Genomic DNA, 18519 nt, shown 5'->3' on the forward strand with positions numbered 1-18519 from the left:
ATAAGGATGTATCGTCGTCTAAGGCTTCCTCTAAAAGCGTTTTTACCTTATCCTTGAACATAGCATACTGTTTTCAACAAATACCGACCGCATCGTACTTTCCCAAACTTACCCTAAATGAATCTCCAGTTTATAGAGCCGCAAGAAAGTCCCGGAAATAAAAAAGAGGACTATATGGTCCCCCTCATGAATACTTTCGTAATTCTTTCAGTGGCGCAAATATACAATTTTTTTGGTTTCCACAATAGCCTATTATATATATCGTTGTTATTGAAGCATTCTCACGTTTCCAAACCACCAACCATGGGAATACTATCCTCATATAATCTAATTATCGGTGCCTCGGTAATCGTCATTCTCTCTTTATTCTCTCTTTTTGTTTCAACGGCATATCCAAAAAAACCAATATCCCTTCGGAACTGATGCTCATCGTTTTGGGAATCGGCCTACAGTTCGGCTATTATAGCCATCGTTGCCAGTTACGCCCTGGTGCTCATTTTTCAAAGGATCAAAAGTTAAGCAAAAGAGTTTCTGCTGATCGCGGTATTGCGCTTGCTGCATGCCATAGGTAAAAAGATGCATCTATTTTGATCATCATCTTGGTTTTCGGTCTGGTCATCACCAACCTAAAATTGTTCTTTCCGGGCAAGGCGAAAGTGTTTTTAGAAAAGAAAAAAATGAAACAGGTCTATCACGAGCTACAAATCATTACCATGGAAACTGCCTTCGTGGTTTGTACCTTTTTCTTTGTGATCTTCGGTGTCACCATGGTGCTCACATCGTTACTGAGCCTGAACGTAGCCATTGTCAGTATATTGATCATCGCATCCATTTACGTTATCCGATTTTTGATACTGCGCGTTTTTATTGGGAAGGATATCATGCACCAAGTGTTTATTGCCCCAAGGGGTTTGGGTTTACCAATACCCCTAGTTCGGCGCAACCCCCAAATCAATAGTCAATTCACCCCCTTCTACAATATCTTTGTGCAATATTTTTGGTTCTTGGAGTTTCTTCCCGTTTAATTCAGCCGATTGAATAAAATCATTTTCGGGGGAGTTGTTCGCTACTTTTATGGTAAATTTTTCTCCCGGATAGTACTTTTGATCTAAATGGATGGTTATCACATCGAAAACGGGACTGCTCAGATCATAATAGGGTGCTACGGAACAACCGGCCTTCATTTCAAAAAGCCCTATGGACAGCAGGTTGTACAGCGCGCCCATTTGGCCTTCGTCTTCTTCGCCCAGCCAAGCGGTATAGGGCGAGGTGCTGAAAAAATCGTTGGCGGCCATTCGTGAATCCTTGCCTTTTACTTCGACGCTGCCCAAAAGGGCGTTCCATTCCTTTTTGGATTGGGCTACTACCTTATCGAAATCGTAGTCGAGCGGGCCAAGTTCTGTTTCTAGGTTTAGTGCGGCGTTTTCGGAACTGACAAATGAAAGTCCGGTGGAAGTGGTAATCTGTTCGCCTTCCGCCGTCTCAAAATGTATGATCACCCCACTTTTGGCTTTTCCGGTAAACGAAGCTACATCCTCCGTCAGCTCGAATTCTCTACGGAATCAGACACCATAATTGGTCGTTTCGCCGGTGTAGGCCGCGGATTGCCATCCGTCTACACTTTTAAACGCCTTGTTGAATCGCGACCGGAAGTAGACCGTGGTCTCGTCTACATAGCCGTTCTTAAAGGTAATCGCGCCTTCTATTTCGGTAGCGCCGAGTTTTTTGAACTGAACATCAACTATCTCGGTTACATAATCGTTAGGGGCTTTTTGGGCAATGGCGATCTGTAAACTGAAGATGATAATTAAAGGATACATAGATCTTTCTCATTTCTTTTGTTTAGGGGATTACTTTGGAAGCAGAAAAATGGCAAGGTTTGTCAAATTATTGCTAGCCATTCGAGCGTTTTTTGGCCTTACGAACTCCCCGTAACAATCACTTTGATCCGCATTGAAGCGCCATGCCCCGGAAAAGTACATACCATCCAGTATACGCCGGGGTCGGTGGGTACTTCAAAATAGATTTTTTCGGAGGTTCGTGGTTCCAAAGTGCCCGTATGAACGATGACCAGATCGGTTTCGGGAACGTAATTATAATCGGCGCCGTCAAGCCCCATACGTAGACCCATATCGGCAACTTTATCTACCGACGCTGTTCCCTTTTCGGTGACCACGAGATTGTGTAGCATGTCGTCATTGTTGTTGAAGGTCAATTCTATCTTTTTACCGGCTTCAAGGGTCAACTCTTCAATATCGTATTTCAGTCCTGGTTTGGTTCCTATTACAACCTGTTCGTCAAAACCGTTGGCCCAGGTCAGCGGCATTTCGTTGACCCGTTTTTCCTGAACGATGCCTTTCGACGCATCGGCTGTAGTTTTCATGGCCGGGGATTTCAGCTCCCCGCCCGGCACCTCGTTCAAGGTATAATAACCGGTATCGTGTAGCAATTTTTCCCCTTTGTTCGATTTTATACCGGCCATCTTGAACTGATGGATAAAGCCCAAACGCATGCCATGCAGCATCAACTTGACGGTAAGTCCATCTTCGGATACTTCGGCTTTTTCTACCATTCCTTTTTGTTGGTCAACGATGGGACTACCATAATTATAATGGTATTTGTAGTTGAAAGTGGTCATCTCGTAGCTGGATGGATCTTCGGCAACGGACTTGTTAACCGGCTTGGTAAACTCGAGCTCGAAACCGTCGTCCTTGGCTTTCATGGTCTTGACCTCGAAGGGCGTTTTTCCGGTCCATACCAAACGTTGCAATCCGAAGAGATTGGTACCCGTGGAACCCCAACCGCGACTTGTCATCCCGACGAACATGCTATTGTCACTGCCCCAGACCATGCGAAGGACGCCCGATGAAAACCCTTCCACAAAAGGAAAGACCGCCCCTTGGTACACGCTGTTCACTTTTTCCATAAAGACCCTGGTAATGATACTGTGGCCCTGATCGCCCACAAAAAGCTGGCTCTCAAAAGGTCCGAATTTGCCCCCTGAAGTGTCATATAGAATATCGGAAGTGGCAATGCCCAAAATGGTATGCGGAAACCATATCGCAGGGGCTTTTAAGGCAGGCTCTTTTTTTGAATATTCGTAAAGGCTGAGGCCTGATTCGCGCTCGACATCCTCCATTTTCAAGTCTAAGGGGGAATTCGGTTCCCCGCTCCAGACCAGACCTTCGGGGTTCCCGGCGAAATCCCCTTTTTCGAGATGGGTCATCCGGCCCGAGCCTACCCAATCTCCTTGATTTTCGGTGTAGAAAACATCCCCGTCGCTATTGATTTCAAATCCCGATGGCGATCGCAGTCCGGTTGCGATAGGCGTCATTTCTCCTTCGGGAGTAATCTGCAAGAGCCAGCCTCTCCATTTCGCCAGACTGGCCCCATGGTCGATCCATGAAAGGTTCAGCGTAACTAACATATCCCCATTGTCCATAAATTTCGGTCCGTATGAATATTCATGGTAATTGCCCGATAACGGCCACGAATAGATGGTCTCATAAACCTCGGCCTTGTTGTCGTTATCGGTGTCTATCAAGCGGGTCAACTCGCCCCTTTGTGCGGTATAGAAGCTGCCGTCGCGAAAGGTAAGGCTCAAAGGTTCGTGCAGGCCTTGGGCGAATCTGTTGTAAACGGGCTTTTGGGAATAGGGCTTGTCGATCAACCATACTTCCCCATGTCTCGTGGAAACGCCCAAGCGGTCATAGTCGTTGAGCGCAAGTCCGCCCACTTCGAGCTCGATATCATCGGGTATTGGGACATCGACAATCTTATAATATTCGGCCTCTTTTTGGGCCGTGGCCGAAGGCTTTTGGGCGGATAATCCTATACTAATAAGTAATAGGACGATGGACGCTATTGTTTTATAGGAAGTTTTCATATCGAATATATTCAGTTGAAACGTTATTTGAACAAAGTGAACAGATTAGGGAAAAAAGACGGAAATTTTTATTCTACAGAACTATCGCAGTACTTTAGTCTATATTCTCTTTTATTTTTACATTAATTATTCGTGTTTCGTAGTACCTCGGTTTAAGTTTAAATTGTGGGGTGATGGAAGTTTCATGCCTGTAAAATTTTACCAAGTTATCGTGTAAGTAAGAACGTTGTCCCCGCCCGGAACATTGACGATCAGTTCGTCGTTCCCGCTGTTTTTTCGCACCACAGGTTTTAAGGCGGCAGCATCTGGGAAGTTGATATAATAGCTTTCGTCGTTCACGATAAAAGTGCCGTTAGGCAGTTTGGCGATGTGTACGCCTTCCGCAATTTTATGGCTAAGCGGCATGGAACCTGTAGCGGTGATCGACCGGGTGAGGGAGCGTTTATCTTCGGAAGGTGTCATTTTATCGGAAATAGAAGTACTTCCCTTCGTGTACTTGAACGAAGGTAGACCCTCGGAATCCAGCGTATATCCTGTGGATGTAAAGTCCTCAAAATCGGATGTATCTTCCGGCCATGGGGCATCTTCCTCTGACAATGCGGCAAATTCAGGGTCGCCATGGAAGGATACCGTAAACCCGGCAGGTAGGCCCAGCTGTTTTTCACCCCGGTTCAACCACATTTCGGTAGCGTCGAAAAAATCGCCGTTCCATACTTGTAACAAGGCTCCGTTGACCAGATCGTAGGCATAATGGATGCCCTGTGGCGTCCCTACGGAAATGACATGGGTGCGTTTTTTGCCATCGTGCATCCAAAAGCTACGCTGCAGTTCGACTTCATCGGCTACATCGACCATCATGATATCCTCGGGCAGAAAGCCGGTGCGGCCCACGGAACTTGGGGCATGCAAGGCCTGTTTTTGAAGGCCCGGCCCCTCGACTTCAAGGCTAAAGTCGTGTTTCCAATACTTGTGTTTGTTGTAGATCAACTGAAAGGGCACTTCCCCCTTGGTCAACTTCATTATGCCAACGCCCAGGGAATCCAATTTATAATCGCCATCCAAATTTACAACGGTATCCTTATCGATAATCAGGATACCACCGCCTTCATTGATCCTGTAGTCGAACAGATAATCCCCGGATTCGGGAACGACCATCTTCCCCGTATAGCTCAATATTTTTTGGGGATTCTTGCCCGATGCCATGGCCGCTGAGATCGTGTCGGTCGCCACCTCTCGAATCACCTCCAGACTATCCAAGTTCCGAAGCATAAGGGAATCGCTTTCATATTCTTTCAAGGTCATGCCGGCAAGACCGACCCTTTTATTGTCATATAGTTTATACTTCATGTTCTTTAAGGCGACCGCACCATGATCGCCCTGAACCATCAAGGGCCCTTTCGCCTTTTCGTCATCATAGGCGGAGGCACGGGTCGGACCTGTCAATTGAATGTTCTTCTGCACCAGCACCCCGTTCAGCCAGACCTCCTCGAATTCGGCGTTGTCCGTTTTTTTGCCAGAACGGTCGAATTTTGGGGCATGGAAAATGATCTTAAAATGCTGCCATAGTCCCGGTGCCTTGGCCGCATTGATCCTGGGCGCATAGCCTTCGTATCCCTCTTTTCCTTCGCCCCGGCTATCGTCCCAGCGGTGGTAGATTCCACCAATATCACTATGCTGCGGCTTTTCGACGCCCCAACTATCCAAAAGCTGTACTTCATATCTTCCCTGAAAATAGAGTCCCGAATTGGATCCCTTGGGCATCATCACATCGATTTCCAGTTCCATGTCACCATGCTCAAAGTCCGTAAACAGGTGTCCCTTATTTTGTTCGTCGGGTTGGTTGACCAAGATGCCCTCTCCATCCGAAGCTATCAAAGTGTTTTCCCTGGAACGGTCCGCATAGACATCCCCGGATATCTTCCAGTTTTTGGTGACATCCGCAAAACTTGAGGTGTTATCCAACGCGATATCGGTGAAAGGCAGAAAGGGAAGGATAATTTCCTTTGTTGCCGTGGAGGCAGTTTCGTCTTTTTCCTCGGAACAGGATGAAAAGAGGGAAATTAGCACTGCGAAAATGATCGATTTTTTCATTTTAATTTATTTGGATTGGTTATGGAACTGTTTTGAAGGACAGGGTACGTCCGAATAAAAATCCATTGCCAAAGTAAGAACTTTTTCGCTTACCGGATGCATCCCTGTAAAAATCGTATCGGTAACTGACAATATTCCGTTAACATTAACTTAATCTTAGCTTTATTTTTGGAATGTCTTAAATAGCGCATGTTATTCTGGATATTCCATAATTCTAAGGAGGGTATACTATCAAATTACCAATTGCAAAAAGGAAGCACTTCAGACTCAAAAACGAATAACTAACACGTAAACTCAAATTATGAAAAACCGATTATTTCAAAATTCCCTTTTTTTAGGGCTACTTATATTTTGCGGCTTTATACAGGCGCAAAGCGTGTCTGGAACGGTGTCCGATGAAACGGGACCGCTGCCAGGTGCCAGCGTAGTGGTCAAAGGAACGACCACCGGAACACAGACCGATTTTGATGGAAATTTTACTTTGGACAATATCGGTGAAGATGCCGTTCTGTCCATTTCGTATGTAGGGTATTTGGCCCAGGAGATTCCCGTTAACGGCCAAGCGACCATTACGGTTACTTTACAGGAAGATGCACAGGCCTTGGATGAGGTCGTGGTAGTGGCTTACGGTACTTCGACTAGAAAGGATCTGACCGGGGCGGTCGGCCTTATAAAATCCGATGACATCACCAGTTTTCCGAATACCAGTGTGGACCAGGCCATTCAGGGTAAGACGGCAGGTGTAAACGTAACCCAAGATTCCGGTGCCCCCGGTGCCTCGGTTTCCGTTAATATACGGGGTGTTGGTTCGTTCGGAAATACCACTCCCCTCTATGTGATTGACGGATTTCCCACTCAGGATATTTCATTTTTAAATCCAAACGACATTGCATCGATTTCGGTACTAAAGGATGCTTCGGCCGCTGCATTATACGGCGTTCGTGCGAGCAACGGGGTAGTCATCATCGAGACAAAGGGCGGAACCCGTGATAAATTGATTGTTTCCGTTGATTCCTGGACTGGAGTTCGACTCGCACCAAAAAGCATCGACCTTCTCGATGCCCAGACCTTTGCGACCTTTGCCAACCAACTAGGTGCGGAACAAGAAAAAGCGGTCTTACCGGAATGGAGTAGCCCCGGTGCTTTGCGGAACATCGATTGGCAAGACTATGCTTTTAATACTGCTTTCAGAACGGGACACAACATAAGTGTACGGGGGGGTGGCGAAAAACTCAGGGCGGCCTTCACCGCTGGTCTTCTGGATGAGGACGGGGTGGTATTGGCCTCTTCGTATAAAAGGTATAACGTAGGCTTGAACCTTGATGCCGACCTTTCGGACAAGCTTAGACTTAAGACGGACCTTAAATATGCCTACAGTGAAAAATTCCAAAATTTGGGCGCCGGCTATTTCAACCTATTAAAAGTTTTCGCCAATGTACCCTATCTAGACGACCGTACAGGCACCAACCTGCCCTACGACGGAAACGGTAATTTTGGGGCTTTTACAGACTCGGAACTGATTGCGCCAAGTTCAAATTCACTTGCAGGTGCTTTGCGGCCCGACAATGATAATGGCACAAATGTAGTGCTCGGCAACTTTAGCCTTGAGTATGATTTTCTTCCCAATCTCACCGCCAAGGGCAATTTTGGCTTTAAATCACAAAACTATGCGGGATGGAGTTTTAGTCCCACCTATAATAACGGTGGTAGGGACAATAATCCGAATGCTTCCTATAACATTACCCAGAATACCGCGAACGAATACATCGCGGAAGGCATTGTTCAGTACAATAAAGAATTTGACAAACATAAAGTAGATGTTTTGGCAGGTCTCTCGGCACAAAGAAACAAATACAAGAACATTAGGGTAAATAGTCAAGGTTTTTTGAACAACGATATCCGAGATCTTTCACAGGCGGCCACCATCACCGATCAAAGCGGCACTTGGGGTACCAGTACCCTGGCCAGTACTTTTGCGCGATTGAACTACAGCTATGACAGCAGATATTATCTTACCGCCACCGTTAGAAGGGACGGTAACGGCGACCATTTTGGCGCCAATAACCTTTATGGGATATTCCCGTCCTTCGCACTGAGCTGGAACGTCGATGAGGAAGCGTTTATGGAAGACAGTTTTTTCGACGTATTGAAATTGCGTGGTAGCTGGGGAGAAACGGGCAGCTTTTTAGGTATCCCAGCTTTTCAGTTCTTGGCCAATTATGACAATGGGGATAGTAGTAACGATGCGGGCTACGTATTGGGAGGAAGTCCTGTTCAGGGCTTGCAACCGGTATCCTTATCAAACCCAAATCTGAAATGGGAAAGACAGATACAGACCAATATTGGGCTTGAGGCCGAATTCTTGAACAACCGCCTTTACCTGACCGCGGATTGGTTCAACAAAGAGGCTTCGGATTTTCTCTTTCAACAGGCCATCCCCTCGCAAACAGGGTTTACTACCCAATCGGTCAACGGCGGCAACGTGACCAACAAGGGCTTTGAGATTTTGGTGGGTTACCGAAAATTCGATGGGGACTTTACCTGGGACGTATCGGCCAACTTTACGGCCATTAAGAACAACATTACCGAATTGGTCGGTGTCAACGATTATGTCGTGTTCAATTCCGAATTTGCACCCGGATTTGTGGATAACTGGCAAGGGGTTACCCGGTCATATGTGGGTAACAATGTCGGTACCTTTTATGGCTACCGTGCCGACGGTATATTTCAGACACAGGCGGAAATAGATGCTTTGAACGCCGCCGCCCCTGCGGACATCGGGGTATACCAATCGGCTTCGACCGCTCCAGGTGACCGAAAATTCAAGGACCTCAACAACGATGGTTTTATAACCGGGGAGGATCGGGAAGTCATCGGCAGTCCGTTTCCCGATTTTTATGGGGGAATGAACCTGAACGCCGCTTACAAAGGTTTTGACCTACAAATGGATATCTATGGCACCTATGGCAACGAAATCCTGAACTTTTCCCGCGTCGAACTTGAAACCTTCGGCGGCTATGGCCTTGATAATGCCTATTCGAACATCAGCACAGCATATTATAATAACCACTGGACGCCGAGCAACCCCTCGAACACCTATTCGAGAGCGGTAATAGCCGATGTCAATAAAAACAACCGGGTCTCGGATCATTATGTAGAGGACGGCTCGTTTCTACGGTTGCGAAACGTACGCTTGGGATATAGCCTACCGAACAACTTGATAGAAAATTTAGGCATGGCTTCCGCAAAAATTTATATAAGCGGCCAAAATTTGGTAACTTTAACGGGCTATAGCGGATGGGATCCAGAAATCGGACAGGTTTCGGACAACAATGGTAATTCCGGGGTACAGACAAGGGGCATTGATACAGGTGCCTACCCCATAACCCGATCTTTTACTTTGGGCGTCAATCTTCAATTCTAAAAAAAATAACTATGATACATAAAATGAAAAACAACAGATTGACCAAGGTGGTAATCTCCTTTGTCGTAATCGGCATGTTCGGTTGTTCCGACAGCTTTCTGCAGGATGAAAAGTACGATGGGCTAAGCGACGAAGTTGTCTATGGGTCGGAGGAAACAATAGTCGCCGCGGTAAACGGCGTTTATGATACGTTTCAGGCAAGCCCGTTGGAATATATGACAAAGGCGGTATTCTATCCGGCGAACTTTTTGACCCAGGATTATCTGAACGTCGGTGCCGACACTTTTTTTCAAACCTTCGAGATTCCCCCAACATTCGGGGCTTTCAACAATATGTGGATCCAAAATTACCGTGGCATTGGTAGAGCCAACACTACCCTTTTTTACATGGAGCCTGCCATTGCTGCCGGAAATATCGAGCCTGAACTGGGCAATCGTTTGAAAGGCGAATGCCTTGCCATACGCGGGGTGCTTTATTCCCTTTTGGCCTCTAATTTTGGTGGGGTGCCTGTAGTGGTAGATCCCCCAACAGGTGATGTTGATGCCTTTGCCCCCCGAAATACACAAGACGAAGTTTTTCAACAAGTAGCTGCGGATATGGAGGAAGCGGCAAAATTACTTCCCTGGGAATACGATGATGCCAATCAGGGCCGAATGACCAGGGGATCCGCTTACGCCTATTTGGGCGGCGCGTACATGTGGCTCGGGGAATACGAAAAAGCGATAACTGCCTATGAAGCCCTAGAGGAGCATTATCAATTGGAGGAAAATTTTTCCGACATCCACGCCGATGCCAATAAAAATGGAAAGGAATCCATTTTTGAGGTGCAGCTTTACGACGAGGCGGGCGACTTGAGTTGGGGCCGAAGCGATAATGTAACCTTTATCCAATCTTTTTCCATGCCCAATGAAGCAGGCAATGGCGGCGGCTATTCCGCAGCTGCAAAGGCCCTATACGATTCTTTTGAGGCAGGTGATATAAGAAGGACCTGGTCGGTAATCGGGCCGGGTGAGGAGCATCCCGATCCGTTGATCAACATCTCCGATTACCCCAATGTACAGGAAAAATTTGAGGGTATTAATACAGTTGGTACAGTCGAGAATCCATGGTTGGGCGCCGATGGCTTACCAGGTAGGGAGGGGTATTATAATGTTAAAATGTGGCGAAACCCCAAAGTAAACGGCTGGAACGGTCCGAATATCTTCGGCGGCCAAAACCTGATTCTTTTAAGATATGGTGAAACACGGATAAGTCTGGCGGAAGCCTACCATAAAACTGGCAACGACGCCAAGGCCATGGATTTGCTTATGGAAGTACGAAACCGCGGAGGGCTGACTGCAGCCCCAACACGTAGTATGATCGACAATATCATTTCGGAATACCGCCATGAACTGGCCGGGGAATTCTCTTTGTGGTGGTTGATGAGACGCACGGGAGAACATGTTCGATATCTTCAAGAGGAATTTGGCATTACCGTACCCACCGGCAGAGATCTTATGCCCATACCCCAAGAACAATTGGATGTCAATCCGAACCTTACACAGAATCCGGGGTATTAAAAAAGTTGAGTTAGTTTTTTGAGTTAGTTAATTGTAAAGGGCCTTTGTATCCATCGAAGGCTCTTTTTTGGCTTTTTTATCTTTTTATTGTGAGAAGCATCCTATTTGTATTAGCGTCACTGTCAATCTTGCTTTCCTGTCAAAAGGAAAAAACAGATCAAAAACAGTTTAGCCTGCTCGACCCTGCCGAGACGGGCATCCTGTTTTCCAATGATATTCAAGAAACGGACAGTCTTAATTACTTTACTTATCCCTATATGTACATGGGCGGGGGCATCTCTGCGGGAGACCTTAACAACGATGGCCTTATCGATTTGTTCTTTACCGCCAACATGAGACCGAACAAACTGTACCTAAACAGAGGTGATTTAATGTTCGAGGATATTACGGAAAAGGCCCAAGTATCCGGCGACGAACGTTGGTACACCGGCACTACTATGGTTGATATCAACAACGATTCTTTCTTGGACATCTATGTAAGCGTTTCCGGAAAAGGGGATGACCGAAGGAATCTACTCTACATCAACAACGGCGATCTGAGGTTTACCGAAAGTGCCAAAGCGTACGGACTGGACGATGACGGGCATACTACGCAAAGTACATTCTTCGATTATGATAACGATGGTGACCTGGATCTTTATGTAGCCAATTATCCCATTGCAAAATTCAGTAGTCCCGTAGAATTTTATGGGCACAAGGTCAAAAATCCGACCTTGGACGAATCGGATATACTTTACAAAAATAACGGCAACGGCACTTTTACCGATGTTACCCAAGAGGCTGGAATTTTGAATTACGGGCTTTCCCTAAGTGCCACCGTGGGCGACCTGAACAATGACGGCTGGAAGGATGTTTACGTTTCCAACGACTTTGACTCGCCCGATTATATGTACCTCAACAATCAGGACGGTACTTTTAACGAAGTTTCGCAGTCCGTGGTTAGGCACACCTCGCAATACGGCATGGGCGCGGATATCGCCGACTACAACAACGACGGGCTACTTGATATCGGCCAAGTCGACATGACCCCTGAGGACAACCGTAGGCTAAAAGCCAATATGGCCAGCATGAACCCTTTGCTATTTACCAAAATGATCGATTATGACCTGGGCCACCAATATATGCAGAACAGCCTACAGCTCAATCGTGGTTTGGACCCCGATGGCAACCTGAATTTTAGCGAGGTTTCGCGTATGGCCGGCATTGCCACTACCGATTGGTCCTGGTCTATCCTTTTTTCCGATCTGGACAACGACGGGTTGAAGGATATTTTTATCTCCAACGGGACCCGCAGGGACATCAACAATCGCGATTATTTTAAGAAACTCAGTTCAAAACTGCGGTTCAACAAAACGATTTCCGGGGACGAGGTACAAAATATCCCCTCTGAAAAAATAGCCAATTACGTTTTTAGGAACCAGGGAGACCTTACTTTTAAAAATAACGTGGAAGCATGGGGACTTGACGAAAAGACCTTTTCCAACGGGGCCGTTTACGCCGATCTCGATAACGATGGTGATCAAGACCTGGTCATCAACAATATCGACCAGACGGCCACGGTATATCGAAACAATAATCCGGCAGACCATAATTACCTTAAAATCCGACTAAATGGTGCTTCCGAAAACAAAAATGGTTTGGGCGCCAAGGTGTATGTTTCCACGAAGGTCGGCGAGCAAATGCAAGAACTCACATTGACCCGGGGGTTTCAATCCTCGATGGCCCCAGAACTCCATTTTGGCCTCGGAAATCAGGAAGCTGTGGCGAATCTAAAAGTCGTTTGGCCGAACGGTAAAATTTCCACGGAAAAGAATATCCCATCCAACCAAACCATAGATATCGATTATGAGACTGCCGCGGTCACAGCAGTAGAAACCAAAGGGAAAAAGAAGTGGTTCCAAACCATAAACAACGATAGCCTCTCCGTTGCATTTATGCACAAAGAAAACCAATATGATGATTACCTGTTACAACCGCTCTTGCCCCACCAGACCTCGAAGTTGGGGCCGGGAATAGCGGTGGCCGATGTCAACAGTGACGGTCTCGACGATTTTTATATCGGGGGTGCGGCCAAACAGGCCGGGGTTTTGTTCATGCAGAATTCCGAAGGGAAATTCTCCAAATCGAACACCTCGGTTTGGGAACGGGATAAAAATTCGGAGGATATGAGTGCCCTCTTTTTCGATTGCGACAATGACGGTGATCAGGACCTATACGTGGTCAGCGGCGGCAACGAATTCAAACCGGATTCTCCCGAACTACAAGACCGACTTTACCTCAATGACGGAAAAGGAAATTTTAAAAAGGCACCGGATAGGCTACCCAAAATGTTGTCCAGCGGTTCAAGGACTGTCGCAGCGGATTATGACAACGACGGTGATCTCGACCTCTTTGTAGGAGGTAGATTGGTGCCCGGCCAATACCCTTGGCCAAATAGTAGCTATATTCTAAAAAACAACAAGGGCGTTTTCGAGGATGTAACCGAAACTGTAGCGCCCGATTTTAAAGACCTCGGCATGGTCACCGATGCGATCTGGACGGATTTCAACGGAGATTCTACCTTAGATTTAGTCCTGGTCGGCGAGTGGATGCCCATCTCTTTCTACGCCAATGAAAACGACACTTTTAAGAACGTAACTACCGACACCGGACTAGACAACACCAACGGCTGGTGGTTCAGCCTAGCACAGGACGACTTCGACAACGACGGCGATATGGATTTTGTCGCAGGCAATCTAGGCTTGAACTACAAATACCAGGCCACCCCAGAGGAACCCTTCGAAGTTTTCGCCGATGATTTTGATAACAACAATAGAAAGGATATCGTGTTGAGCTATTACAATTTCGGGGAACTGTTTCCGGTACGCGGCCGATCGTGTTCGTCACAACAAATGCCATCGATTTCCGTAAAATTCGAAAACTACGAATCCTTCGCCGTCGCCGATGTCAAAGAGGTCTATGGAAAAGAGGAGTTGGAAGATGCGGAAATCCATTATCAGGCAAAGACCTTTGCCAGCAGTTACATCGAGAATCTGGGCCATGGAAAATTCAAGATTACCGCATTACCTAACGAAGCCCAATTTTCATCGGTAAACCAAATTGTTTCCGGAGATATCGATGGGGACGGATTTAAAGATCTGGTCATCGCCGGAAATTTATATGCCTCCGAAATCGAGACGACCCGAAACGATTCGAGTATCGGCCTCTATTTGAAAGGCGACGGCAAAGGTGATTTTACGCCCGTTGACAGCAACGAAAGTGGATTGTATATTCCGGGTGATGTAAAGGATATTTCAATACTAACCATCCATAATCAAAAATATATAGCAGCGGCCAAAAGCGGTGCTGACATTCAGTTTGTCAAAATCGGAAAAAAGCACTAGAAGTATCATCCTAAGCTTCTCCACTAAATTGGTAGAAGAGTTATGAAACGAAGAAACTTTCTAAAATCAAGTTCAATTCTAATAGCCCCGTTTATGATGAATTTCGACACGCCTAAAACCCCGAAACTGAAATTAGCCCTTTCACAATGGGCTCTGCACCGCGAACAGTTCGGCAACAGCAAAGAAGATTACAGGCAATGGCAAAAATGGTTGGCGACCGAACCTGAAAAGGTTCTGAAAGGTACTTTGGATCCATTGGATTTTCCAAAAGTCGCCAAAGAACGCTTCGGTCTCGCGGCCGTGGAGTATGTCAATACCTTCTTTTATCGTAAGGATGAGGACTATTTCACCGAATTACAAAATCGAAGTGCCGATGTGGGCGTCAAAAACCTTTTGATTATGGTAGATGAAGAAGGTTTTTTAGGTCATCCTGAAGAAAAGGAACGATTACAAACCATAGAACGCCATAAAAGATGGTTGGCGGCAGCGGCCATTTTAGGCTGTCATTCCATTCGCGTCAATGCCCACAGCAAGGGAACTGAAGAAGAACAACAGAAACTGGCAGCAGAAGGACTTTCCAAACTTTGTGATCTGGCAAAACCAGTCAACTTGAATGTCATCATAGAAAACCACGGCGGCATGTCGAGCCATCCCGAATGGCTGATCCGAACCATTAAGGCAACGGGCCAGACCAATATTGGTACCATGGTCGATTTTGACAATTTCAAGTATTCCGAGACTAAAATTTGGGACGGTGAGCATACCTACGACCGCTACAAAGGTGTTGATCTATTATTACCGTATGCCAAAGCGGTAAGCGCGAAATCGTATTCCTTCGATGCCGACGGATCTGAAGAAAAGATCGATTTCGAACGTATGGCGAAAATCATTAAAGATTCAAATTTTGAAGGCTATGTGAGTATTGAGTATGAAGGCGACGGACTAGCGGAAAACGAAGGCATTAAAGCCACGAAATCTTTGTTGGATAAGTTGTTGTAAAGCTAAAGCACCCTTTTTATCCCCGAAAAATCCTCCCGATACTTAGATGGGGTATCTCCCTTGTTTTTTTTAAATATCCGGTTAAAATGGGCGATATTGTTGAACCCACATTTATAGGCGATTTCCGATATGCCCAAATCCTTTTCGACTAGCATTTGGGAAGCATAGCCTATCCGGACCGCGTTAAGATAATCCACAAAGGTCTTTCCCGTCCGCTTTTTCATGAATCGGTTAAACGAGACGCCGCTCATGTTCAATAGATCGGATGCTTCCGACAAGGTAATTTTATCGGCGTAATTTTCTTGTATATAATCGTATAGTGATTTCAGTTTATCGCTGTTTTCAAAATCTTCCAACTGCACCGTTGATGTCGATAATAAACGCTGATTTCTCGATATGGCAAGATCATAGAAGATGGATTGTAGTTCCAAAAAATAATCTATCCCCGTTAATTTTGAAACCTTCCTGATTCGCGGGGCCATAGTTTTGGCGGATTCCTCGGAAAACAAAATACCGTGGGCCGCTCTACCGAACATATCCTTAACGGGCTTCATGATGCTCCTTCCCAAAAAATTCTTGTCAAAAAGATCGTTATGGAACTGTATGGTCACTTCCCTGATTTTTTTCGAGGTACACTTGTGCTGTTCCCAGCCGTGTACCAGTCCTGATCCGACCAAAACCAGTTCCAAGTCCCCAATTTCTTCCAGACTGTCGCCCACAACCCTTCGCACGTACTTGCCATTTTCGATAAAATTGAGTTCGATCTCGGGATGAAAATGAATTGGAAAAGTAAAAATTTCCTTCGTCCGGTCAAAGACTAAAAAACAGTCCTGAGAGGTCAGCGGAGTTATTTCACGATGTACATTGGGTTCGGTCATAGCGGCATAAGAGATAAATCAGTATGCAAATTGATAAAATAGGATTAATAGGTACAACAGGCAACAATTATCTTTGGTGTTGACGAATCTCGAAATAATTACGGATTCGGTAACTTCAAAGCTAGCTTTTTAATACCCTTGCAATGTAAAGCAATTATTCCCAAGGTAATAAAAATCCCGTGTATGACAATATACTTCAATAAAGCTGTTTGTATCTTTCGAAATAATCGGGTTGCCCGTCTTTCGATACTATTCCTGATTTTAGTGTCCGTACAATCCTGTAAATCGACCACCGCGCTTATGAAAAAAGATGCCTCTTTGACCGATGCGCAGGCTACCCCCGAGACCAAGTATCTTTTTAATAGGATAAAGGAAATGGCCAAACAGGGCTACGCTTTCGGCCATCAAGATGCTACGGCCTATGGCATGGGATGGAAAAATGCGGGCCGGGAATATCGCAGCGATGTCAACGATGTTGCGGGGGACTATCCAGCGGTCTACGGTTTTGATATCGGGCATCTGGAACTGGGCAATATCCAAAATCTGGATACGGTCAATTTTGGGCAGATGAAGGCCCTGATCCAAAAGGCCCATAAAAAAGGTGGCATCATTACCCTTAGCTGGCACGCCGACAACCCGATTTCCGATGGCAGTACATGGGACACTACAGCGGTGGTAAAACATATAATCAAAGGCGGTTCTTTGCACACCCCGTACCGCGCCTGGCTGTTGCGAGTGGCGGATTTTTTGAACGATTTAAGGGATAAAAGAGGAAATGCCATTCCGGTGGTCTTTCGCCCCTACCACGAAATGAACGGGTCTTGGTTCTGGTGGGGCGAAGGAAATTGTACTCCTGAAGAATACAAGACCCTTTGGCGGGAAACCGTGGATATTTTATCCAAGGAATTCGGAGTCCATAACGTAATTTACGCCTATTCGCCCAATGGTCTGAACGACGCTAAAGATTTTCTACGCTATTATCCCGGTGATGATTATGTGGATATGCTCGGACTCGACATCTACCAGCACGGCACTACCGAGGAGTTCGTGGAAAAATTGCGAAGGGACATCCCCCTACTTAAAAAAATAGCGCTCGAAAAAGATATGCCCTATGCCCTGACGGAAGTGGGACTCAACACGATTCCCGTCCCCGATTGGTGGACCCAAGTTTTTGACAAGGAAATGGCCGACACTGGTATCGCATGGGCCCTGTTTTGGCGAAATGCCTGGCCGGATCACTATTTTGCGCCTTTTACGGGCCAAGGCAGCAGTGAGGATTTTGTACGTTTTAAAAACCTACCGCATGTACTGTTTCTTGACGAAGTGAAAAAAATACGATAACCGACCCTATAAAATCCGACCATGGAAAAACTAAAACTCAAGGAAAAAGTGGGCTACGGCTTCGGCGATTTTGCCTCGTCGATGTTCTGGAAAATGTTCTCGGTCTATCTACTGTTTTTCTATACCGATGTCTTCGGTATTACCGCCGCGATGGTCGGCACCATGTTCTTGATAACGAGGATCTTCGATGCCGCAAACGACCCTATAATGGGCGTCATCGCGGACAGAACGAGTACCAAATGGGGCAAATTCCGGCCCTATCTGATGTGGATGGCCATTCCCTTTGGCGTGATCGGGGTACTGCTGTTCACGACCCCTGATTTTGATACCCCGGCCAAATTGGTCTACGCATACGTCACCTATTGCATTATGATGATCATATATACGGCGGTGAATGTACCCTATTCCTCCCTTTTGGGGGTGATGACCTCGAACCTAAAAGACCGTACCGCGCTCGCGAGCTACCGTTTTATCTTTGCCTTTGCGGGTAGTATTCTCGTGCTGGCTACCGCAGAGCCCTTGGTCGAGTTTTTTAGCAACTTCAATGTAGACACCTTAAATCCGCAGCAGGGATGGCAATACACCATGGTCATCTATGCCGTCATCGCCGCCTTGTTCTTTTATGGCACTTTTTATTTGACAAAGGAAAGGATCCGGCCGCCCAGGGAGCAAAAGACCTCTTTGAAGGCGGACCTCAAAAATCTGGCCGGCAACGGTCCGTGGTTCATCCTTTTGGGCGCAGGCGTTTCCTCTTTAATCTTTAATTCCCTTCGGGATGGCTCCACTATTTATTATTTCAAATATTATTTTGAAAATCAGGACGCCTTTATGTTGCCGATCCTTGAAATTTCCATCACGTTCAGTACGCTGTACCTGGTCTTGGGGCAAGCGGCCAATATCGTGGGCGTGGTCATGGCGAAAACGGTATCCGATAGGTTCGGAAAGAAAAAGACCTTTC

General features: G+C 46.2%; 11 protein-coding genes. 6 read left to right on the forward strand and 5 right to left on the reverse strand.

Annotation, left to right across the window (positions count from 1 at the left end; all coding sequences use genetic code 11):
• Positions 1-929: 929 nt before the first annotated feature.
• The 4 genes from ACEW8S_RS10835 to ACEW8S_RS10850 all read right to left on the reverse strand — a co-directional run bounded on the left by ACEW8S_RS10835 (position 930) and on the right by ACEW8S_RS10850 (position 5977).
• Positions 930-1499 carry a glycoside hydrolase domain-containing protein gene (locus ACEW8S_RS10835; protein WP_373518169.1) on the reverse strand — a complete coding sequence of 190 codons (570 nt, stop codon included), beginning with the start codon at positions 1497-1499 and terminating at the stop codon, positions 930-932.
• A 63-nt stretch (positions 1500-1562) separates the two neighbouring features.
• Positions 1563-1820, reverse strand: a complete 258-nt coding sequence (locus ACEW8S_RS10840; protein ID WP_373518170.1) for a hypothetical protein — start codon at positions 1818-1820, stop codon at positions 1563-1565.
• A 98-nt stretch (positions 1821-1918) separates the two neighbouring features.
• Complete coding sequence (locus ACEW8S_RS10845; protein ID WP_373518171.1) at positions 1919-3886, reverse strand: plastocyanin/azurin family copper-binding protein; 1968 nt, start codon at positions 3884-3886, stop codon at positions 1919-1921.
• A gap of 198 nt (positions 3887-4084) precedes the next feature.
• Positions 4085-5977, reverse strand: coding sequence for a DUF1080 domain-containing protein (locus ACEW8S_RS10850; RefSeq protein WP_373518172.1), 1893 nt, complete (start codon positions 5975-5977; stop codon positions 4085-4087).
• Between the two features lie 301 nt (positions 5978-6278).
• On the opposite strand from ACEW8S_RS10850, the gene ACEW8S_RS10855 reads away from it, so the two are divergent.
• The 4 genes from ACEW8S_RS10855 (at position 6279) to ACEW8S_RS10870 (ending at position 15342) form a co-directional block, all read left to right on the forward strand.
• Positions 6279-9401: a SusC/RagA family TonB-linked outer membrane protein gene (locus ACEW8S_RS10855; protein ID WP_373518173.1), complete on the forward strand. Its 3123-nt coding sequence runs from the start codon at positions 6279-6281 to the stop codon at positions 9399-9401.
• A gap of 11 nt (positions 9402-9412) precedes the next feature.
• The gene (locus ACEW8S_RS10860) at positions 9413-10960 is read left to right on the forward strand and encodes a RagB/SusD family nutrient uptake outer membrane protein (protein WP_373518174.1); all 1548 of its coding nucleotides are present in this window, start codon (positions 9413-9415) and stop codon (positions 10958-10960) included.
• Positions 10961-11049: 89 nt separating this feature from the next.
• Positions 11050-14343, forward strand: coding sequence for a VCBS repeat-containing protein (locus ACEW8S_RS10865; RefSeq protein ID WP_373518175.1), 3294 nt, complete (start codon positions 11050-11052; stop codon positions 14341-14343).
• A gap of 42 nt (positions 14344-14385) precedes the next feature.
• Positions 14386-15342, forward strand: a complete 957-nt coding sequence (locus tag ACEW8S_RS10870) for a sugar phosphate isomerase/epimerase family protein (RefSeq protein WP_373518176.1) — start codon at positions 14386-14388, stop codon at positions 15340-15342.
• Between the two features lie 2 nt (positions 15343-15344).
• Here ACEW8S_RS10870 and ACEW8S_RS10875 read toward each other — a convergent pair whose 3' ends face one another.
• The gene (locus ACEW8S_RS10875) at positions 15345-16220 is read right to left on the reverse strand and encodes an AraC family transcriptional regulator (RefSeq protein ID WP_373518177.1); all 876 of its coding nucleotides are present in this window, start codon (positions 16218-16220) and stop codon (positions 15345-15347) included.
• A 183-nt stretch (positions 16221-16403) separates the two neighbouring features.
• Here ACEW8S_RS10875 and ACEW8S_RS10880 point away from each other — a divergent pair, with 183 nt between their 5' ends.
• Positions 16404-17561 carry a glycoside hydrolase family 26 protein gene (locus tag ACEW8S_RS10880; protein WP_373518178.1) on the forward strand — a complete coding sequence of 386 codons (1158 nt, stop codon included), beginning with the start codon at positions 16404-16406 and terminating at the stop codon, positions 17559-17561.
• 21 nt (positions 17562-17582) lie between these two features.
• The coding region (locus tag ACEW8S_RS10885; RefSeq protein WP_373518179.1) for an MFS transporter at positions 17583-18519 on the forward strand (937 nt) is incomplete at its 3' end.

This window comes from Pricia sp., from assembly GCF_041745955.1.
Classification (GTDB): domain Bacteria; phylum Bacteroidota; class Bacteroidia; order Flavobacteriales; family Flavobacteriaceae; genus Pricia.